Below are 21005 nucleotides of genomic sequence, written 5' to 3'. Positions count from 1 at the left end.
TGGCTTTAAGGCACGCAGTATCTTAGAATCAGTACGTTGTTTTGTTAGGCCACGCGGCTCAATGCTTAGACATCCGGCACTACGCGCCCTAGGTAAAATTTGGCGATTACTCGATCGCGGCGATCGCTGGCAACTGGTGGGCATTGGCGTTTTAATGCTCATGGGCAGCATTTGGGAAGCAGTAGGCGTAAGCTTGGTTCTGCCCTTTATTGCCATTATTGAAAAGCCGGAACGCCTAAATGAGATTCTGTTTTGGCGGCAAAACAACACCCCTCTAACCCAAGGCGAAGAATATAAGTGGTTGTTAACCCTCAGTTTGGCCTTTGGTGCTCTGTATATTTTCAAAAATCTATTTATTGCTGGCAGCAACTATATTCAATTTAAGTTCTTAAACGAAAAGCAGCGGAAGTTTTCCGTATTACTACTTCGGAGTTATTTGTTTAAGCCTTATACCTTTCATCTGCAAAATAATACTGCGAAGCTTATCCAAAACGCAAAAACAGAAACCAACAATGTCTTCAACCAATATCTATTACCGATTTTAGTCATCATTTCAGAATTTCTAATTGTTTTAGCCATCTTTAGTGTCATCATTCTTGCAAATCCATTTATTGCTATCATTGTCATCGCTGCTTTAGCCCTATTAACCTATCTATTTTTCAAGATCTTTCAAAGAACTTTGAGGACTATAGGAGCTAAACGGGTTCACTACGAACAACATGTGGTTCAAGCCATTAGCCAAGCCTTGGGTGGCATTAAGGAAGTCAAAATTCTTGGACGAGAGAAATTATTTCTTGATGTTTATGAAGAGAATCTCATTGAAGATCGCAAAGCTAATTTCTTCTTGAACTTTATTAGCCAACTGCCTCGTTCTTACTTTGAAACTCTCGCTGTAATTACTATTATTCTGATTATTGTCTTGACCTTAGTGCAGCACGGAGCAATGGCTCAAGTGTTGCCGCTGATTTCTCTCTTTGCGGCGGCGGCATTCCGGCTGATGCCTTCGGCAACTCGCCTGATGAGCAGCTTGAACACGGCTATTTTTTACGCTGCTGCGGTGGATGTTGTCTATGACGATATTCTGGAGGCGCGTACGTTTAGCACACCAGCTCTAGCGTCTAGTCATAGTCCTCCTCAGCCTTTTCACGATCGCCTCGAACTTCTTGATATTTACTATTCTTACCCCAATACTCAACGACCTGCTTTAGAGGGGGTCTCCTTAACGATTAAACAGGGAGAGATGATTGGCTTTGTGGGGTCTTCTGGTGCCGGTAAGACAACGATTGTTGATGTTATTTTAGGACTCCTAACCCCCTCCCACGGGGATATTCGCGTTGATGGGGTGAGTATCTATACCAACCTTAGTCAGTGGCAGCGGCAGATTGGCTATATTCCCCAAAGTATTTACCTTTCGGATGATACGCTACGCCGCAATATTGCCTTTGGTCTGCCGGATACTACGATTGACGAGGAGGCGCTCCTAGCAGCGGTTCACGCCGCACAGCTATCGACCTTTGTCGCGGGTTTGCCAGAGGGGTTGGATACGATTGTTGGGGAGCGCGGGGTGCGGCTTTCAGGGGGGCAACGCCAGCGCATTGGCATTGCGCGGGCACTGTATCACAATCCAGGCGTGTTGATTATGGATGAAGCAACCGCAGCTCTGGATAACCAAACCGAAGCAGGGGTGATGGATGCGATTCAAGCCCTCAGTGGTGAAAAAACGATTATTATGATTGCCCACCGCCTCAGTACGGTAATGAATTGCGATCGCCTCTACGTGATGGCAAATGGCAAAGTAGCAGCCACAGGAACCTACACAGAATTAATAGAGCATAGTCCTGAGTTCCGCGCTATGGCAAAAGGGTATGAAACGCCCCCGTCTGCTTAAGGCCGATGGCAATCATTCGCTTGCAGTTCCTTTAAGGTACGCGCCATCAACACGGCGTGCGTGCCTCGTTCTGGCTCCCCGTCTTTGGGGTGGCGTTGCCGGTAGCTGCCATCGGGTTGCAGCTCCCAAGCTTGGCGATTATCAGCAAGCATAATTTCCAGTAGCTCTTGCAGTTCCTGCTGAATACGTGGCTCTATAATCGGTGCGATCGCCTCCACTCGCCGATCTAAGTTGCGCGATCGCCAGTCAGCACTGCCGATAAAGTACTCTGGCTGACCGTTGTTGCCAAAATAGAAAATTCGCGAGTGCTCGAGAAAGCGACCAATAATACTAATCACCCGCAGGCGATCGCTCACTTCCGGCACCCCAGGGCGCAAGCAGCACATCCCCCGAATAATCAGATCAATCTCTACCCCCGCTTGCGAAGCTTCGTACAGCGCACGGATGAGCTGCGTATCTGTAATCGCATTCATTTTGGCAATAATCCGCCCTGGGCGGCCATTACGGCAGTGCTCCGTTTCGCGGTGGATGAGTGCTAGCATCCGTTCCCGCATGGTCACCGGTGCCACCAATAGTTTCCGATAGTGCCGCTGCCGCGAGTAGCCCGTCAAGACGTTAAACAGTTCCGTGAGGTCTGCGCCCAATTCTGGGCGACAGGAAAATAACCCTAAATCCTCATAAAGACCAGCGGTCTTGGGGTTGTAATTGCCCGTACCAATGTGAACGTAACGGCGAATTTGCCCTGCTTCTTGACGCACCACCAACACCGTCTTGGTATGGGTCTTTAGGCCGGGTACCCCATACACCACATGCACACCCACTTTTTCTAGCTTTCGCGCCCAGAGAATATTGTTCTCCTCGTCAAAGCGAGCTTTGAGTTCCACCAGTACCGCCACCTGTTTACCATTTTCCGCCGCTTTAATCAGGGCACTGACAATGGGAGAGTCGCCGGACGTGCGGTAGAGGGTCATCTTAATGGCTAACACTTGCGGGTCGTGAGCGGCTAGGGTAATAAACCGCTGCACTGTTGCCGTAAACGAGTGGTAGGGGTGGTGCACCATCAAATCGCGCTCGCGGATTAAGCCAAATAACTCATTTGCCGTTGCTTCCCAATAATCGGTGCCCAAGGTCGTAATTTCACTGGTGGTGTCAAATAAAGACTCCCGCTCATCCACCCGCTGAAAACTAGGCGGCACTTGAGGATGCCACTCCACATCCTTACATTGCGGCAATGGCAGTGCCATAAAGGCAAACAGATCGTTGAGGCACAACAGCCCATCTAATTCATAAACATCAATCTCTTCGAGATCCATTTCCTCCATCAGGGTTTGCTTTAGCAGTGGCGGAATCCCCCGCTGGACTTCAAGGCGAACCACAGAACCAAACCGGCGTTTGCGAATTTCCTGCTCGATCGCAATCAGCAGATCATCGGCTTTATCTGTTTCCAGTTCAAGGTCAGCACTGCGGGTAATGCGAAAGACAAAGTAAGACTGAATGTCCATGCCGGGAAATAGCGCATTCAGGTTGTGGGCAATGATGTCTTCAAGGGGCACCCCAACCCAATGGGTGGCTTCGGAGCTGTGCAGGTGTTGCGGCAAGGGAATAAAGCGAGGAAAACGGTTGGGCACCTTAACCCGGGCTAATCGCTCTTGGCCAGAATCAGGATCTCGAATCAAGACGGCCAAGTTAAGGCTCAAGCTGGAAATATAGGGGAACGGATGAGCCGGATCCACGGCTAGGGGAGTGAGCACTGGAAACACTTGCGCCTGAAAGTAATGGTTGAGGTAGCTTTGCTGCTCCGGCTCTAGCTCCTGAAAACGATTGAGAAAAATTGCTTCCTTGGCAAGGAGCGATCGCAATTCTTGGTCGAAATAGCGGTGCTGCTCAGTCACAATGGGGAGAAGATATTGCCGCACAGCCTGTAACTGCTCTGCGGGCGGCATGCCATCGGCACCGCCTTGGAGGATGCCACTTTCTACCTGTTGTTGCAGACCGGCCACCCGCACCATAAAAAATTCATCGAGGTTGGTACTAAAAATCGCCATGAACTTCAGCCGCTCTAGGAGCGGTGTTCGCGGATCGTAGGCCTCATGCAGCACTCGCTTGTTAAACTCCAACCAACTGAGGGAACGGTTGAAATAGTACTGTGGGTCATTTAGATCAATGGGTTCCGAAGCTTTGCGGCGACTGGACTTAGCCGAGGTCATAATAGTCTGTTCCAGTTCTTCTGTTGCACTAGCATCCACTGTACTCGATCCCCTGTGCTGACCGGTTCTGATTTTTCTCAGAGCGTACAATGATAAGGTTAAGGTTTGCTAATCGTGGAGAATTGTTAAAGGTATGGCTGAGGTAGGGGCAACGGGGGCAGAAATTCGGGCAACGCGAATTGAAAAAGCTGCCACACTCCAGCAGCGGGGGATGAACCCCTACGCCTATCGCTGGGAGCGCACCCATACGGCAGCTATGCTCCAAAAAAAATACGCCAATCTCACCGCAGGGGATGCCGTGGGCGATCGCGTCAGTGTGGCAGGCCGCATCATGGCACGGCGGGTGTTTGGTAAGCTGGCGTTTTTTACCCTCCAAGATGAGAGTGGCACCATTCAGCTTTACCTCGACAAGCAGACCATCAGTACTGCTATGGGAGAGACCGCCTTCTCAGATCTTAAACAGCTCACCGACGTTGGCGACATTCTCGGTGCGGTGGGCACCCTCAAACGCACAGAAAAAGGGGAGCTATCGGTGGTGGTTGAGGACTACAGCCTCCTGACCAAAGCATTGTTGCCCCTGCCTGACAAATGGCATGGCCTCACGGATGTTGAAAAACGCTATCGGCAGCGCTATGTCGATTTAATTGTCAATCCCCATGTGCGAGACACCTTTCGCAAACGCGCCCTGATCACGGCTGCCATCCGCCAGTATCTGAACGAGCAAGGGTTTATTGAAATTGAAACCCCTGTCCTCCAAGCAGAGGCAGGAGGGGCCGAAGCCCGCCCTTTCATCACCTATCACAACACCTTAGAGATGCCGCTGTACCTGCGGATTGCCACAGAGCTTCATCTTAAGCGGTTGATCGTGGGAGGGTTTGAAAAGGTCTTTGAACTAGGGCGCATCTTTCGCAATGAAGGGATTTCCACAAAGCATAATCCTGAATTTACCTCGATTGAGGTATATCAAGCCTACGCCGACTACACCGACATGATGGCCTTAACTGAAGCCATTATTACTACTGCGGCTCAGCAGGTTCTTGGCACCCTCATCCTAAACTATCAAGGAGAGACCATTGACCTGACCCCTCCTTGGCAGCGGGTGACGATGCACGAGATCGTGGCAAAGGTTACAGGGGTAGATTTTCAGCAGTTTGGCGAACTGGAGCAGGCCAAAGCCGCCGCCCAGCAGGTGGGAGTCAGCGATCTTGACAGGTGCGATACCATTGGCCGTGTGCTGAACGAAGTGTTTGAGCAAGCTGTTGAACCCACCTTAATTCAGCCCACCTTTGTCCTTGACTATCCCGTGGAAATTTCCCCCTTAGCCAAACCCCATCGCCATAAACCGGGGCTAGTGGAGCGGTTTGAACTGTTTATTGTGGGACGTGAGCACGCCAACAGCTTTTCTGAGCTGACGGATCCGCTAGATCAACGGCAACGGCTGGAGGCGCAAGCGGCACGGAAAGCGGCAGGGGATCTCGAAGCCCACAGCGTGGATGACGACTTTTTAACGGCTTTAGAGCACGGTATGCCACCCACCGGTGGGTTAGGGATTGGCATTGATCGATTGGTGATGCTGCTAACCGACTCCCCCAGTATCCGCGATGTGATTGCCTTTCCGTTATTGCGCCCTGAATAGACGGCTGGGCAAGATTTGCTAAAATCTTAAGCATATTTACCGATTGATGCCCACCCAGAATGGAGGCATGGCGAACAATGTCAGTGCAAACCATTGAAAAACCAGCAACCGTTCGTAAGTTGGCACCCCGCTATCGTGTGCTGCTGCACAATGATGATGTGAACTCGATGGAGTACGTTGTCGAGGTGTTGCTGAAAACGGTGCCCAGTTTGACACAACCACAGGCGGTGAACATTATGATGGAGGCTCACATGACTGGGGTTGCTTTGGTCATTACCTGTGCCCTTGAGCACGCTGAATTCTATTGTGAAGGCCTGAAAATGGCAGGATTGACGAGCACCATTGAACCGACTGAATAATGCTTGGCGGCAGATGATCCGCCGCCCGCTCTGGGTTCGTCTGTTGAGTTTTGCCGTAACACTGGTTTTGCTTTGGCTACCCATTGGCCTGAGCATTTTTTTTCTGTGGGGGGACGGTGGCACTGCTAGCTTTGTCAATATGGGGCTGCTGTACCTCATTTTTATCGCTTTGCTGCGGGTTTGGGGGCAGCGAGTTCACCAGCAGCGATCGCCCCTAGGGTTCTATGGGTTGCAGGGGGGCTGGCTATTTGGCCGCGATGCCCTTGTAGGATGGCTGTTGGCTGTGGGGTTGGTAGTGCTGTTGTTCTTCGTTGAAGGGCAGTTGGGCTGGGTGCAGTGGCACGGCACGCCGGATCGCTTTGGGCTATTGCTAGTGGAGGGCTTGGCTACCGGAATTGGTGTGGGTTTTGCCGAAGAGTTGCTGTTTCGAGGGTGGCTCTTACAGGAGCTAGAGCTAGAGTATCAGCCTTGGTTTGCCCTCGGCCTCAATGGTTTGATCTTTGCGGTGCTGCACTATCTTCACCCACCGGAGGTGATTCGCGCCACCTGGCCACGCTTTTTTGGTTTAGTGATATTGGGTTTAAGTTTAGGTTTGGGAAAATGGGTCTTTGGCCGCCGCTTGGGCTTTCCCATGGGGTTCCACGGCGGGKTGGTCTGGGCCTATTTTGGGGTCAAGGKGGGGGAGTTGGTTACCTATACTGGGGTTGCGCCAGAGTGGCTGACGGGTATTGGTGGTAATCCGATCGCCGGTGTTATGGGGGTGAGCCTATTAGGGATTGTCACGCTTCTCCTTGGTTATCGCGCCGCAACCGCACCATAAAAAAACCATCCATGTCTTGACGCTGCGGCCAGACGGTGATCCACCCTTGGGGATCCGCCCATTGATCTAGGGGGGCAAAGGGAGGATCGATGCGCCACTGGGGGTGCAGGCGCAGGAAGTGCTGAATCTGGGCTTCATTTTCCGCCGGCTCTAAGCTACAGGTGGCATACACCAGCACACCGTTCGGTTTGACCCACTGGCAGACATTGCTGAGGAGTTGGGCTTGCAGGGGAACAAGGCTGGCTAATCGTTTGCCTAAGGGGTGCCAGCGGGCATCGGCATGGCGGTGCAGCGTTCCGGTGCCAGAGCAGGGAACATCCAGCAGCACGCGATCGCCTACGCCCCTGAAGTCTGGAGCCGTGGCACTATCGACGGTGTGAATCTCAATACAGCTTAAACCAAGGCGATCGCGATTTTGACGCAGTCTGCGCAGGCGGCTGGGGGTGCGATCGCAGGCAATCACCCGGCCTTGATTGCGCATTAGCTCAGCGATATGGGTTGTTTTACCCCCCGGAGCAGCACAGGCATCAATGACAACCTCCCCAGGCTGGGGATCCAACAAATGTGCCACCCACTGCGCTGCGCGATCTTGAACCGACCAATMCCCCGCCTCAAAGTAGGGCAATGTCGCCATGGGTGCGCCACAGTGGTTCAGCGTCAGCCCTTGGGGTAGCGTGGGAATAGCCCTCAGGTCATAGCCCGCCTCAGCAAATAACTGGATTAAATGCTGGCGATCGCCCCGTAGGGGATTGAGCCGTAAATCGAGGCGGGGCGGGCGGTTAAACCAGTCGCAGAGCGCTTGGCACTCCTCAAGTCCCACTAGGTCTAACCAGCCTTCAATCAGCTCATCGGGGAAACTATAGTAACAGCCCAGTTGTGAGACGTGGGGCAACCCTGCAATCATCGACGTGAGCGGATCACCCTCAGCACGCAGATAGCGGCGCAGCACCCCATTCACCAGCGCGGCCAACCCGCCCAAGCCCACCACCTTTGCCAGACGCACACTGGTATCCACCGCTGCGTGGGCTGGAATGTGATCGAGGTACCGCAGTTGATAGAGGCCTAGGCGCAGAATTAATTGCAGGCGCAGGGGAGGCGCTTGACGACAAAAGCCCGCAATGAGGGTATCTAAGGTGCGCTGCCGCCGTACCGTTCCATAGACTAACTCGGTGACAAGGGCGCGATCGCTGGCCTGTAGATCGCAGGTATGCAATACCCTGTCTAAGGTCACATCGGCATAGGCCCCCTTGGCAATGGCATCGAGTGCGTTGAAGGCAAGATGACGGGCAATTAGTTCCACGCCGACTGTTGGATCGCCTCTCGCTGTTCACTACTGGCGATCGGCCATTCTGGATGATCACCACCAATCACTAAATTGGCAATGGCCACATAGTCCTCACTAAACTGACTCAGGGCATTAATGAGAATATCTAGAGCTAGGGCATCACTGGTGCCCAGATCAAACCAGCAGCGCGCCCAACGCCCATTGTACTCAAACTCTCCCATATTGTGCATTACCGCCATAAGAGAGCTATCCGCTTGCAGGGGATTGTACTCAAGGTAGCTGAGGTCTAACCCTGTTTCCTGGACTTGCAGGTTCTCGGCATTGAAGCCGCCCAACTTTCCTAAAAAAAACCATGAATTAAAGACTTCTTCAAGGTATTGCTGCTCAATGGTGGTGGGAGGGTCAACAAACTCGACCCAAATCCACAGATCAAAGGGATCAATTTCCTGAAAGATCACATTCATGCACTTGCTCCCAAGAGGCCTTTCTGAAACGCAGGGCGGCTGCGTAAGCGCTCTGTGTAGCCTTCAACCGCAGGATAAGGACTCAAATCAACCTGAAAGAGCATTTGTAAGTAGGCCAAGATTGACCCTAGAGCCACATCGGCAACGGAAAAGTCAGCTCCCAAAATATACGTGTTCCCCTGCAGTGTTGCGTCTAACCCAGCTAAGAGGCTAGGGAGTTGGCGATCGCGATTTTCCGGCGGAAACATGGCCTGAGAGAGGGTAGAGTTGGCAAACAGAACCCACTGATAGACCTTAGCCGCCGTTGCGGCATCCGACGGCAGTTGACCGTGGGTTTGGGCGAGGTATAGCAAAATAGCTCCCGATTCCCACAGCACCAGATCCCCATCCACAATGACGGGCACTTTACCCATTGGGTTTAGTTTCAGGAACTCAGGCTGGCGATGCTCCCCTGCTTGCAGATCCAGCAGCACAAATTCATAGGGGAGGCCAATTTCTTCTAGATACCAGCGCACAATTGAAGCGCGGGACTTAGCACCACCATAGAGCTTTAGCATAGGCGATTGGTGTCAACTCATTGCAACGGAAGCAGCTGATTGCTATTATCGGCGATCTGCATCCCTATTGATGAGAGCGCGAAGGACTCAGCGAACTATTGGGTCTGCAGGTAACCTCTAGGTACCAGTGGTCCAAGAGTTCATATACTCAATCTGCTCAGGGGTCAGCGTATCCATCGTAATTCCCATGGCCTGCAGTTTAAGGCGGGCAATTTCTTGATCCACTTCCGTAGGAATGGCGTGAATCCCGGCCGCAAGCTGCCCTTGATGTTTTACTAAGTACTCACAGCCAAGGGCTTGGTTGGCAAAGCTCATATCCATGACACTGGCGGGGTGGCCTTCTGCCGCCGCTAGGTTAATAAGCCGCCCTTCCCCCAAAACAATGATGGATTTGCCACTGGGGAGCACGTACTCTTCGGTAAAATTGCGGACAACCCGCACCTCTTTAGCCAAGGTTTTGAGGGTTGCCAGATCAATTTCAATATCGAAGTGACCGGAGTTGGCCACCATCGCCCCATCCTTCATTACCGCAAAGTGCTCAGCGCGGATCACGTGTTTATTCCCCGTCACGGTGATGAAAATATCGCCTTGGGGAGCGGCTTCCAGCATGGGCATCACCCGGAATCCATCCATGACCGCTTCAATGGCACGAACCGGATCAATTTCGGTCACGATCACATTGGCACCCATCCCCCGTGCCCGCAGTGCAGTTCCCTTGCCACMCCAGCCGTAACCGGCGACGACGATGGTTTTGCCAGCCAGCAGAATATTGGTTGCCCGAATAATGCCATCGAGGGTGGACTGGCCGGTGCCATAGCGGTTGTCAAAGAAGTGCTTGGTGTCGGCATCGTTGACGTTAATGGCGGGAAAGGTCAGTACCCCATCGCGAAACATGGCTTTGAGGCGGACAATACCAGTGGTGGTTTCTTCGGTGGTGCCAATAATATCCGCTAGCTGCGACTGCCGTTCTTTGACAAGGGTTGCGACCACATCACAGCCATCATCAATAATGATGTTGGGTTTGTGATCCAAGGCAATGTTGACGTGGCGTCGGTAGGTGTCTGTGTCTTCCCCCTTTTTGGCAAATACGGGAATGCCGTAGTGAGTCACTAAACTAGCAGCAACATCATCCTGGGTGGACAGGGGGTTGCTGGCAATCAGGACTGCGTCGGCACCACCGGCTTTGAGGGCGATCGCCAAGTTAGCGGTTTCGGTGGTGACGTGGCAACAAGCGGCCAAGCGAATGCCAGCGAGGGGCTGCTCTTGGGCAAAGCGATTGCGAATTTGCCGCAGCACTGGCATCTCCCGTCCAGCCCACTCAATCCGTTGTTGCCCCAAGGGGGCTAAGCTCAAATCTTTAACGTCGTGACGAACGGTAGTGTCAGGATTGACCGCGGAAGAGACCATGCTGCAATGCCTTAAGAAAGGTTACGGCTACTCATTATACGCAACAGTTGTGCATCATAGGTGGATAGTCCCTCAACCGAGCCTCAACCTAGAATGTCTATGGCCAAGCGTCTGCTGTCCCTGAATTTTTTGCTGTGTCTGTGTCTTGCCCTTGTCCTAGTGGTCGCTCAGGCACAGTTACCAAGTATTGCCCAACCCACTGCAACGACCACGGCACCATCTCCTGAGGCGGAAGGCTATCCGGTGACGATTGATGGCGAGGTCATTGTTGAGGTTCGCCATGGTCTGGGGTCTTTTAGTGCCCAAGAGCGGGCAGAAGCAATCCGCAGGCGAATTTTGCAGGTGGCAGAGCAGGATGAGATTCCCGTAGAGAGCATCACGATTAAAAAAATTGGCGATCGCCGCGAGGTGGCCGTTGTCCAAGGCGATCGCCCGCTGTTAACGGTAACGGCTGACGATGCTGGCGAGCGCTTAATTAGCCAAGAGGCGGCGGCGGCAGAGCTGGCCCAGCGCATCCGGGAGGTCATTGGGCAGTACCGTCAGGATCGAGCGCCGCAACGCCTGCTGCAAAACATCGTGTATGCCGTGCTCTCAACCCTTCTCACACTGATTGTGTGCTCAGTGATTATTCGCGTATCGGCAAAGATCTTTCAGCCCATCACTCGCTGGGGGGCGCAGCGCATCCCGACCCTGCGGCTGCAAAATTTTGAAATTATTTCTACAGAAGCGATTCAAACATGGCTGCTGCGCGCTCTCCAATTCACACGGCTTTTTTTGTTATTGTTTATTCTCTACGTTTATTTAACGTTTGTTTTTAACTTATTTCCGTGGACCCGTGCCTTTGGCCAAAATTTTCTCAATCATTTTCTGTTTTCTCTGGAACTGGTATTCACCGGGATTGGTAACTATTTGCCAAATTTGGTAGCGATCGCCGTCATTATTACCATCACCTATTACATCCTCAAGGGCGTTCGCGCCATTTTCTACGCCATTGAAACAGACCGCTTGGTCATTCCTGGGTTTTATACCGACTGGGCGAAACCTACCTATAACCTGCTGCTGATTTTAATTGTGGCCATGGCGGCGGTGGTGGTGTTCCCCTACTTGCCGGGGTTCGACTCTCCGGCATTTCGGGGCATTTCTGTCTTCTTAGGGATTCTATTTTCGTTGGGTTCCACCTCGGCGATCGCCAACGTGGTCGGGGGCGTGATCCTCATTTACACTCGCGCCTTCCAGCAGGGAGACCTGATTCAAATTGGCGATGTTCAAGGAATTGTTATCCAAAAAACCTTGCTCGTGACCCGTGTCTGTCGCCCCAACAACCAAGTTGTTACGATTCCCAACTCCTCGCTGCTCAATAGCAACGTCACCAACCTATCCGTAGCCATTCGCGAGCTAGACCGCCCCTTGATTTTGCAAACCACCATTACCCTTGGCTATGATGTTCCCTGGCGCGATGTCTATGCGGCGATGATTGAGGCGGGGCGGCGCACCACTGGTATTTTAGCTGATCCGGCTCCCTTTGTCTGGCAAACCGCCCTCAACGACTTTCACATCAGCTATCAACTCAACGTCTATACCCAAGATTGGCCGCGGGTGCCGTGGATCCTCTCAGAACTCCACGAACACTTGCAAGATGCCTGTAACGAAGCGGGAATCGAGATTATGTCCCCCAGCTATTTAGCCCTACGGGATGGCAACACCAGTACCATGCCCAGCAATTACCTTGGGGATGACTACCAGCCCCCGGGCTTTCGGGTCACCCTACCAAAGTAGGTGAGAGGTCGAATCGCTCTTGTGCCTCTCTCACCCGTGCTTGGAGATCGGGTGAAAGCCAAGGAATATATTGGGGGTAAATCGGTAAGCGCGGAACTAGCTGCCAGCCCCATCCCCGAAGCTGTGCTTTGAGCGCCCCTAAATCCCTGTGGGGATAGTCTGGATTCACATGATCAAGGGGGACAATCCCCCCTAAATCCCGTGCACCAAATGCTAAACAGGCTCGCAACACCTCAGGATGGGTGACTAAGTTGGCAGGAATTTGCAGGGTAATATCCTCAGGCAGGAGCGATCGCGCCCATTGAACCACCTGCGGTAGTTGAGCGACATCAAAGGAGGGCAAGGCCTCCTGCTGCTGCTGGCCAGGGCGATGGGGCTGCAAAATCACCTCTTGAATGTGACCCCAGCGCTGATGACACTTAGCAATCGCAGCAAGGGAGTCCTGCGAATCCTCAGGATCTTCACCAATGCCCAGCAGTACGCCTGTTGTAAAGGGAATGCCAAGCTCCCCCGCCTGCTCTAGTTGGGCATAGCGCAATTCAGGAACCTTACTAGGAGCGTGGCGATGCACCGTTTGCAGTAGTTTGGGGGTGAGTTGCTCCAACATTAACCCCATGGAGACATTCACTTGCTTTAGATAGCCCATTTCCGCACGAGTTAAAGGCCCGGCATTGGTATGGGGCAAAAAGCCATAGTCCAGCGCCAGCGCAGCTAAATCGTAAAGATGCTGCACCCACTTGCTGCGCTGTGGACTATTGGGGGCAACTTCGCCACTGAGAATGAGGATTTCACAGACGTGATGCGGACTCAAGCGCGCCAACTGATCCGCCGCTGCCGCCAGACTCAACCAGCCGCTCGTACCAATATCACGGCGAAAGTTGCAGTAGGTGCAACGATTAAAACATTCATAGGTAGGCACAAGGGTAAACGCAGGACTATAGGTAATCCAAGAGTAGGGCATAGCACCAGTTCACTGGTTTGGACGTGACTGTAGCTTAACGAGTAGAGTAATCTCCACGATAATGAAATCTTCGTTAAACGGGTTGTCGTTGAGCAAGGTGATCAATATACTGAGAAAAATAATCAATAAGTTCCTCGCACACATCTCACAAATGCAAGATGTCAGCATCAAATTGGCAACCTTTTATCTACATCGGCGATGCGCCCCGCAAAAGAGAACCAATGGCTAGCAAGATGACGCTGGCAGACGCACAGGTGGGCGATCGCTACCGCATTGTCGAATTGACCTGTGACAATCCGCAGCAACTGTTTGGTATGGGCTTAACACCGGGAGCTATCGTCTCTGTTGTACAGCGAACACCCCAAGGCTCAGCGATCATTTCTTTAGATCAGCAGCGGTTCTGCTTGAACTGCGAACTGGCTCAATCTGTCGTTGTTTCACCGCTTCGGGGTGAATCGGGGCACATCAGTTTACGCACTGCCCCTGTGGGTGCACGCCTGCGGGTGGTGGGCTATGCCCCAACCGCCACATTTTACAAACGCAAACTACTCTCAATGGGATTAACGCCGGGCACTGAGCTTGAGATTGTCCGCCATGCACCTTTGGGAGATCCAACCGATATTCGGGTGCGGCAATTTCATCTGAGCCTCCGTAAAGAGGAAGCCGATGCACTCCAAGTGTGTGAGATTTAGGATAGAGACAGTGCTATGAAAATCACCATTGCTCTGATCGGTAACCCTAACTGCGGCAAGACAACGGTTTTTAACGGCCTGACGGGCGCAAACCAACGGGTGGGGAACTGGCCAGGGGTGACGGTAGAGCGTAAAGATGGGCAATATCGCGATGGGGATTTGATCGTTGAGGTGGTTGACTTGCCGGGGATCTATACCCTAGATGCCTCTGAGGGCGGCAGTAGTCTCGACGAGCGGGTGGCACGGGATTTCCTGCTTCAGGATCACTACACCTTGGTGGTGAATATCTTAGATGCAAGCAACTTAGAGCGGAATTTGTACCTCACTAGCCAACTTCTGGATATGGGGGTACCCCTGATTTTGGTGCTCAATATGATGGATGTGGCGACGGCGCAGGGGGGAATTATTGATCCTGCTGCTCTTGCAGAGCGCTTGGGGGTGCCTGTTTTGCCGTTTTGTGCCAAGGAGAAACGCCAGTTTACCACATTGCGCACAGCCATTCGCTCAGCAGCCTGTCAGCCTCCTAGGCCACAGGCCTATCCACCTCACCCTGCGGTCATTGAGGAGGCGATCGCCGATTTATTGGCACAGGGAATTAGCCATCGTGGCCAAGCCTTAGCGTGGCTCCAATACACGGAGGCAGTTCCTGAAGATCAAGTACCACGCTTACGGGAGTGGCGGCGCAACATCCACCAAACCCTTGGGGAAGATATTGATTTACTCATTGCCGACAGTCGCTACAGATGGATTGAACAGCTGCTAACGAGCGTTTACACAAAAAGCAAGCGCTCTTACACCAGCGTTTCCGATCGCATCGACCAAATTGTGCTCAATCGCTGGCTGGGAATTCCCATCTTTTTAGTTGTGATGTATCTCGTCTTTCTGGTAGCGATCAATGTCGGCGGTGCATTCATTGACTTTTTTGATACTGCCGTCGGCACCTTAGTTGTCGGCTGGCCAGCCCAAATCCTGCAAGATCTACGTGCCCCTGGGTGGCTCATTGGGCTAATTGCCGATGGGATTGGTGGCGGCATTCAGACAACTTCTACCTTTATTCCCCAAATTGGCTTGCTGTTTATTTTCCTCACCTTTTTGGAGGACTCCGGCTATCTCGCGCGGGGTGCTTTTGTGATGGATCGGCTGATGCGCATTTTGGGGTTGCCAGGGAAGTCCTTTGTACCCATGATGGTCTCCTTTGGCTGCAATATCCCTGGGATTATGGCCACCCGTACCCTAGAAAACCGACGCGATCGCCTCATGACCATTATGATGAATCCGTTTATGTCCTGTGGGGCGCGCTTGCCAGTTTATGCCCTTTTTGTGGCTGCTTTCTTTCCCCGTAACGGCCAGAATCTCGTCTTTCTACTTTACGTGTTTGGTATGGCTGCCGCCATGTTTACTGGCGTTGTTATGAAGCACACCCTTTTCCAAGGAGACATTGCCCCGTTTGTGATGGAGCTACCCCCTTACCACTTGCCGACCCTCAAAGGTGTACTACTGCGGGCGTGGGATCGCCTGAAAGTCTTTATTACTCGGGCGGGCAAGATGATTGTAGCGCTAGTTGTAATTTTGGGGCTGCTCAACTCCGTAGGCATCGATGGCAGTTTTGGTCAGCAAGATAGCAGCAATTCGATTCTGAGTGCCTTTAGTCGGCAAATTACGCCAGTTTTTAGCCCCATGGGCATCCAACAAGAGAACTGGCCAGCAACGGTAGGACTCTTTACCGGTGTTTTTGCCAAAGAAGTGATGGTAGGCACCATGGATGCCCTCTACACCGAGCTAGCCCGGCAAGAGGCCATAGTTAATGCCACTGAACTAGAGCCAGAGCCACCCTTTTCCCTGTTAGGTGGCCTCAAAGAAGCGGTTGCCAGCATCCCCAAAAACCTAGCAGAGCTACCGGGGCAAATTTTTGACCCCTTGCAATTCAATGTCTTAGAAGAGGCAGACAACCCAGAAGCTGCCGCAGACGTCCAAGGCGTAAACTACACCGTCTTTGGTCAAATGGCAAAGCGCTTTGACAGCCCCACCGCTGCCATTGCCTTCCTCTTGTTTGTATTGCTCTACTTCCCCTGCGTTTCTGCCACTGCGGCGGTTTATCGCGAAACCAACTTGGGCTGGACTGCCTTTGTTGCTGGATGGACAACCGGCTTAGCCTACTGGGTGGCCACCGCCTACTACCAACTGGTGACATTTTCTGAGCATCCGTATTTTTCTGTGTCATGGCTGTTGGGGCTGGTACTGGTGATGACGGGGGTGCTGTGGATTCTCAAACGCAAGGGCGATGCCCAGCCTTGGCGGCGACAGCCTTCAACAGAGGTTTGACCACTTCAGCGGAGGCTTAATTGTGTTGTTGCAAGTACAGTCCTACATCAAAGAGCATCACGTGGTTTCCATGGCGCAGTTGGCCACCCACTTTGACAAGTCTCCCGCTGTCCTAGAGCCTCTCCTAGTTCAGTTAATTCGCAAAGGACGGCTGGAAAAACTAGCGGCTCCCCGTTGTGGTGGCTGTCACCAGTGCCACTCTACAGACCTTGACCTATACCAGTGGAGAAGTACCAATGCTATCAACTGCAATGATCAATCGCCTGAACGAGCAAATTAACCTAGAAATTGCTTCGGCACATCTATACCTGCAAATGAGTTCCTGGTGCGCTTACAAAAGCCTTGAGGGCTGCGCTACCTTTTTAAGTGCCCATGCTGACGAAGAAATGGCACATATGCGGCGGTTGCTCAACTACATGCATGAAACGGGTGCCCTTGCCATTTTGGGCGGCATGGAAGCCCCACCACACGAATTCAATTCGCTTAAGGAAATGTTCACAAAGGTTTATGCGCACGAACAATTTGTGACCCATAAAATCAATGAGCTAGTTCATCTTGCAAACACAGAACCTGACTATGCCACTTTGCAATTTTTGCAGTGGTATGTAGCGGAGCAACATCAGGAAGAGTTCCTCTTTAAGAGTATTCTCGACAAAATTGAGCTGATCGGCACCGAAGGCCAAGGGTTATTCTTCATTGATAAAGAAATTGGCCAACTCTCTCAATCAAAAGTCACGTCCTCAGCCCAACTGTGAGGCAAAGCAACGTGCCGCTTGCAAAAGTGTCATGTGCTGCTTATCCCTCTACAAAAGTGTGGGTTAGTCTTTACTTAGTGAGGAGTGATTCGCAAACAAAAGTCTCGGGGTCGAAACACGGCAAGACTCCCGAGACTTTTTATTTTGCCGTTGAATGCTTGCCGTTGGTTTTATGCCCCTACGTATCTCCGGTCAGCGATCGCTCAAAACGATTACCGGTCACACCACTCGCCCCACTAGTGCTAAGGTACGCCAAGCGGTTTTTAATATTTGGCAGGGGCGCATTCAACATTGTCGGTGGCTAGATTTGTGTGCCGGAACCGGAGCGATGGGGGCAGAGGCACTAATTCGCGGTGCACAGTGGGTAGTGGCCATTGAACAGTCAGCCGCAGCGTGCCAAGTGATCCGCCAGAATTGGAGCGCCGTTGCGCAGCCAGAACAACAAACCTTGATTCTGCGTGGGGATGTTCGCCAAAAACTTCAGCACCTCCCTCTCCCCGAGTTTGACTTCATTTACTTTGACCCTCCCTACAACAGCAACCTCTATTTACCAGTGTTGGAGCTTCTTTGGCAGCAACAGCGCTTAGCTGTGGGGGGCGAAATAGCGGTAGAATGCCGCACCAAAGACCCACCAGATTTAGGGGCGATCGCCCAGATTGGCTGGCAGCAGCACCGACTGAAAACCTACGGCAGCACGATGCTGATCCTACTGCAGGCAGGCAACCCTCAATAGTGCTAGCGATCGCCCGGTGGCTGCGTGTTCTCGTATGCGTCTGTTCCTCACCCACTGTAGTAATAGATTTAACCAATGAGGGGTTCGGGGAGTGATACGTCCCGTGCTGTACCCGTAGGATCAGCGTCGGGAAGATGTCACAATAAATAAGAGACACAATAGCGGTTTTAGGGTGAGAGCCTTTTCATGCGCGTAATTTTAATGACGGGTAAAGGTGGCGTTGGTAAGACCTCAGTCGCAGCAGCGACGGGGTTACGCTGTGCTGAGTTGGGGTACAAAACCCTTGTTCTCAGTACGGATCCGGCTCACTCCCTAGCCGATAGCTTTGACCTAGAGTTGGGGCATGTGCCTGCTCCTGTGGCCGAGAACCTCTGGGGGGCAGAGTTAGATGCCTTGATGGAGCTGGAGGATAACTGGGGAGCGGTGAAGCGCTACATTACCCAAGTGTTGCAGGCACGGGGGCTAGAGGGGATACAGGCCGAGGAACTTGCCATCTTGCCGGGGATGGATGAAATTTTTGCCCTCGTACGGATGAAGCGGCACTATGACGAGGGTCAGTACGATGTCCTGATTATTGATTCGGCACCCACGGGAACGGCACTGCGGCTGTTGAGTTTGCCTGAGGTGAGCGGCTGGTATATGCGCCGCTTTTATAAACCCTTGCAGCGGATGTCGGTGGCCTTGCGCCCCATTGTGGAGCCAATTTTCAAGCCCTTGGTGGGCTTTTCGCTACCGGATCAGGCGGTGATGGATGCACCTTACGAGTTCTATGAACAAATTGAAGCCCTCGAAAAAGTCCTCACCGACAACACCCAAACCTCGGTACGGCTGGTCACAAATCCTGAAAAAATGGTTCTTAAGGAGTCCCTACGCGCTCATGCTTACTTGAGCTTGTACAATGTGGCCACAGATTTGGTGGTCGCTAACCGCATCTTACCAGAAACAGTCAGCGATCCCTTTTTTAGCCGCTGGAAAGAGACGCAGCAGCAGTACCGCCAAGAAATTCACGACAATTTCCGACCCCTACCGGTCAAAGAAGTGCCCCTGTTTGCCGAGGAACTCTGTGGTCTGGCTGCCCTGAAGCGTCTTAAGGAAACGCTCTACGCCGATGAAGACCCTGCCCAAGTCTATTACCAAGAGCAAACAATTCGGGTGGTGCCCAGTGATGGCCAGTACAGCCTCGAACTCTATTTACCCGGGATCCCTAAGGAAAAAATCGAACTGAATAAAACTGCTGACGAGTTAAGTATTCGCATTGGTAACCATCGGCGTAATATGGTGCTACCGCAGGGATTAGCCGCCATGCAGCCAGTTGGCGCCAAAATGGAGGCAGACTACTTGAAAATTCGCTTTGCTACTGCGGCGGTCAGTGGATAATCTACTGCTGTTTTGAGATGTGCTGAGATTACACTTGTGACCTCCTCTGTGCCTTCGTTGGCGATCGCCACGACTGATTTAACGATGGTGTACCAGTCGGGGCATCAATTGACCCCAGTGTTACACGGCATTAATCTCAGTATTCAGACAGGCCATATCCATTTGCTGATGGGGCCTTCCGGCTCCGGTAAAACAACGCTGCTCTCGATTTTAGCCGGAATTTTGACCCCCACTAGCGGCAAAGTATTTGTTCTAGGGCAAGACATTACCCAGATGAAAAAGAACGAATTAGCGAGGTTTCGCCTCAACAACATTGGGTTTGTCTTCCAGAGTTTTAATCTTTTTCCAGCCTTAACCGCTTTAGAAAATGTAGAGATTGCCTTCAACCTGAAGGGGGTTGCCACGAAGGATGCGAAGGTGCGTGCTGCCAAGCTTTTAGACGAAGTGGGCTTAGGCGATCGCCTCAACTTCTTACCGCAAAACCTCTCAGGCGGGCAAAAGCAGCGAGTTGCGATCGCCCGGGCACTGGCCGGCGATCCAAAAATTATTTTTGCCGATGAACCGACTGCGTCTCTTGACTCCCAAAGTGGCCAGCAAGTCATTAAAATTCTCTACAAGCTAGCAAAGCAAAAGGGATGTACGGTAATGATTGTCACCCACGATCCCCGAATCATCCCCATTGCCGATCGCATTACCAAAATTGAAGATGGTCGTATTCAGACCGATTAGGGTCACTCAGCCTGAATCACCCTTGATTATGGCTGTGCAACCGACGGGGATTGGGTTGGAGCAGGTTGCTGAGGTGCGGGTGAGCGCAGGTAGGCTCCCACAAAAATAGCTGCGACCACGGTGGCGATCGCCCCCAAGCCAATCATCCACCTCAGCCCATGATGGGACTGGGGTTCGTGCACCGTGGCTTTATTCGCTTGGGAAGAGGTGTCACCACCCTCACTGGCCAAGGTATCCTTGGCAGCGGGCTTGACCGGTTCCGTTTCAATACTGAGAGCCGTTTTGGCCGCCCCCACCAATTCACGGCTGGGTGGACGGCGCAACTCCCCACTGAGCTCCATTCCCACCAACGTTTCCTTGGCACCGCGCAAATCCGACTTAATACTTTGAAAGGCGATGGACTGGAGGTATTGGCTAAACTCCGTCTCCGCCATTGACACCATCATGTAAGAAGCCTTGGCTTTGCGGCCAAAGAGAATCACGTCCCCATGGTGAAGTTCATGGCTGGAAATCCGTTTGCCATTGACAAACGTACCGTTCGTGCTGGGCTTGCCATTGGCATTGCCATCCACCAAGCGGTAACGATAGTTCGTGGTACCCGGCACAGGCACCCGCAACAGAATCGCGTGCTGTCGTGATACGGTCTCAAAGTCTAAGACAATTGCATTGCTTTCGTCGCGCCCTAAGGAGTAAGCAGCCGCCTCAAGGGCGATCGCGCGTCGCCCACCCACCATATTCAAAATCAAAACATGACGCTCTTGTGCCAAGCTGTTCATTTTAATCTATCCCCCGTGAGTCCATAAACAACCACGGCCAATGGCAGGATGATGAGAAGAGGTCATCCTGAGCGTTCTGAGGCGCTCAGTCACGCAACGCTGCAAATATTGATGACGCTTGCAAAAGTGGCCTAGGCTGTCAATCTACTTTTACCTTTGCGTGATCTGACGGAGAACTGCTGTGATGCTGATCACAAACATGTCAAGAATTGTCAAATCTTAAGGTTTGGCTAGATAAGACTTGGCCAGATTTGGCACAGA

19 protein-coding genes are annotated in these 21005 nt (G+C 52.3%); 12 read left to right on the top strand and 7 right to left on the bottom strand.

Features of this window, described 5'->3' with window-relative positions; genetic code table 11:
- The first annotated feature begins 61 nt into the window (after positions 1–61).
- On the top strand, positions 62–1888 hold the full coding sequence (locus L5470_RS04485; RefSeq protein ID WP_499498420.1) for an ABC transporter ATP-binding protein: 1827 nt from the start codon (positions 62–64) through the stop codon (positions 1886–1888).
- On the opposite strand, the gene ppk1 is transcribed toward L5470_RS04485, so the two are convergent.
- Positions 1885–4095 carry a polyphosphate kinase 1 gene (ppk1, locus tag L5470_RS04480; protein WP_499498418.1) on the bottom strand — a complete coding sequence of 737 codons (2211 nt, stop codon included), beginning with the start codon at positions 4093–4095 and terminating at the stop codon, positions 1885–1887. The two genes, L5470_RS04485 and ppk1, sit on opposite strands and share 4 nt — an antisense overlap.
- Positions 4096–4228: 133 nt before the next feature.
- On the opposite strand from ppk1, the gene lysS reads away from it, so the two are divergent.
- The 3 genes from lysS to L5470_RS04465 all read left to right on the top strand — a co-directional run bounded on the left by lysS (position 4229) and on the right by L5470_RS04465 (position 6910).
- Entirely contained in the window at positions 4229–5731 is a 1503-nt protein-coding gene (lysS, locus tag L5470_RS04475) for a lysine--tRNA ligase (RefSeq protein ID WP_499498417.1), read from the top strand.
- Between the two features lie 77 nt (positions 5732–5808).
- Positions 5809–6090 carry an ATP-dependent Clp protease adapter ClpS gene (clpS, locus tag L5470_RS04470; protein WP_499498415.1) on the top strand — a complete coding sequence of 94 codons (282 nt, stop codon included), beginning with the start codon at positions 5809–5811 and terminating at the stop codon, positions 6088–6090.
- Positions 6074–6910 carry a CPBP family intramembrane glutamic endopeptidase gene (locus L5470_RS04465; protein ID WP_499498413.1) on the top strand — a complete coding sequence of 279 codons (837 nt, stop codon included), beginning with the start codon at positions 6074–6076 and terminating at the stop codon, positions 6908–6910. Before clpS ends, L5470_RS04465 begins: the two co-directional genes overlap by 17 nt.
- Here L5470_RS04465 and L5470_RS04460 read toward each other — a convergent pair.
- The 4 genes from L5470_RS04460 to ahcY all read right to left on the bottom strand — a co-directional run bounded on the left by L5470_RS04460 (position 6870) and on the right by ahcY (position 10623).
- Positions 6870–8210: a 16S rRNA (cytosine(967)-C(5))-methyltransferase gene (locus L5470_RS04460; RefSeq protein ID WP_499498411.1), complete on the bottom strand. Its 1341-nt coding sequence runs from the start codon at positions 8208–8210 to the stop codon at positions 6870–6872. The genes L5470_RS04465 and L5470_RS04460 overlap by 41 nt on opposite strands.
- Positions 8201–8659, bottom strand: a complete 459-nt coding sequence (locus L5470_RS04455) for a DUF3531 family protein (RefSeq protein WP_448525949.1) — start codon at positions 8657–8659, stop codon at positions 8201–8203. Before L5470_RS04455 ends, L5470_RS04460 begins: the two co-directional genes overlap by 10 nt.
- Positions 8656–9216, bottom strand: a complete 561-nt coding sequence (locus L5470_RS04450) for a glutathione S-transferase family protein (RefSeq protein WP_499498409.1) — start codon at positions 9214–9216, stop codon at positions 8656–8658. Before L5470_RS04450 ends, L5470_RS04455 begins: the two co-directional genes overlap by 4 nt.
- Before the next feature lie 117 nt (positions 9217–9333).
- Positions 9334–10623, bottom strand: coding sequence for an adenosylhomocysteinase (gene ahcY / locus L5470_RS04445; RefSeq protein WP_499498407.1), 1290 nt, complete (start codon positions 10621–10623; stop codon positions 9334–9336).
- A 99-nt stretch (positions 10624–10722) separates the two neighbouring features.
- Between ahcY and L5470_RS04440 the strand changes: the two genes are divergently transcribed.
- Complete coding sequence (locus tag L5470_RS04440; protein ID WP_499498405.1) at positions 10723–12399, top strand: mechanosensitive ion channel family protein; 1677 nt, start codon at positions 10723–10725, stop codon at positions 12397–12399.
- Here L5470_RS04440 and cofG read toward each other — a convergent pair.
- A complete protein-coding gene (cofG, locus tag L5470_RS04435; RefSeq protein ID WP_499498403.1) occupies positions 12383–13360 on the bottom strand; it encodes a 7,8-didemethyl-8-hydroxy-5-deazariboflavin synthase subunit CofG in 978 nt (325 codons plus the stop codon). The two genes, L5470_RS04440 and cofG, sit on opposite strands and share 17 nt — an antisense overlap.
- Positions 13361–13581: 221 nt before the next feature.
- Here cofG and L5470_RS04430 point away from each other — a divergent pair, with 221 nt between their 5' ends.
- From L5470_RS04430 to L5470_RS04400, 7 genes are all read left to right on the top strand, one after another.
- Entirely contained in the window at positions 13582–14052 is a 471-nt protein-coding gene (locus L5470_RS04430; RefSeq protein WP_448513774.1) for a FeoA family protein, read from the top strand.
- A gap of 15 nt (positions 14053–14067) precedes the next feature.
- Positions 14068–16374 (top strand): Fe(2+) transporter permease subunit FeoB, encoded by a 2307-nt coding sequence (gene feoB / locus L5470_RS04425; RefSeq protein ID WP_499498401.1) that lies wholly within the window; start codon positions 14068–14070, stop codon positions 16372–16374.
- A complete protein-coding gene (locus L5470_RS04420) occupies positions 16334–16654 on the top strand; it encodes a FeoC-like transcriptional regulator (RefSeq protein ID WP_499498399.1) in 321 nt (106 codons plus the stop codon). The genes feoB and L5470_RS04420 overlap by 41 nt, the downstream gene beginning before the upstream one ends.
- Complete coding sequence (gene ftnA / locus L5470_RS04415) at positions 16584–17129, top strand: non-heme ferritin (RefSeq protein ID WP_499498397.1); 546 nt, start codon at positions 16584–16586, stop codon at positions 17127–17129. The genes L5470_RS04420 and ftnA overlap by 71 nt, the downstream gene beginning before the upstream one ends.
- Before the next feature lie 172 nt (positions 17130–17301).
- Positions 17302–17862 carry a 16S rRNA (guanine(966)-N(2))-methyltransferase RsmD gene (gene rsmD, locus L5470_RS04410; RefSeq protein ID WP_499498395.1) on the top strand — a complete coding sequence of 187 codons (561 nt, stop codon included), beginning with the start codon at positions 17302–17304 and terminating at the stop codon, positions 17860–17862.
- Positions 17863–18048: 186 nt separating this feature from the next.
- Positions 18049–19239, top strand: coding sequence for a TRC40/GET3/ArsA family transport-energizing ATPase (locus L5470_RS04405; RefSeq protein WP_099798282.1), 1191 nt, complete (start codon positions 18049–18051; stop codon positions 19237–19239).
- Between the two features lie 36 nt (positions 19240–19275).
- Positions 19276–19968, top strand: a complete 693-nt coding sequence (locus L5470_RS04400; protein ID WP_499498393.1) for an ABC transporter ATP-binding protein — start codon at positions 19276–19278, stop codon at positions 19966–19968.
- Between the two features lie 26 nt (positions 19969–19994).
- Here L5470_RS04400 and L5470_RS04395 read toward each other — a convergent pair whose 3' ends face one another.
- On the bottom strand, positions 19995–20744 hold the full coding sequence (locus tag L5470_RS04395; RefSeq protein WP_099798281.1) for an FHA domain-containing protein: 750 nt from the start codon (positions 20742–20744) through the stop codon (positions 19995–19997).
- Positions 20745–21005 lie beyond the last annotated feature (261 nt).

This window comes from Synechococcus sp. PCC 6717 (assembly GCF_022698185.1).
Classification (GTDB): Bacteria; Cyanobacteriota; Cyanobacteriia; order Thermosynechococcales; family Thermosynechococcaceae; genus Thermosynechococcus; species Thermosynechococcus lividus.
The sequence above is the reverse complement of the archived record's forward strand: the minus strand, read 5'-3'. Positions and strand labels throughout refer to the sequence as shown.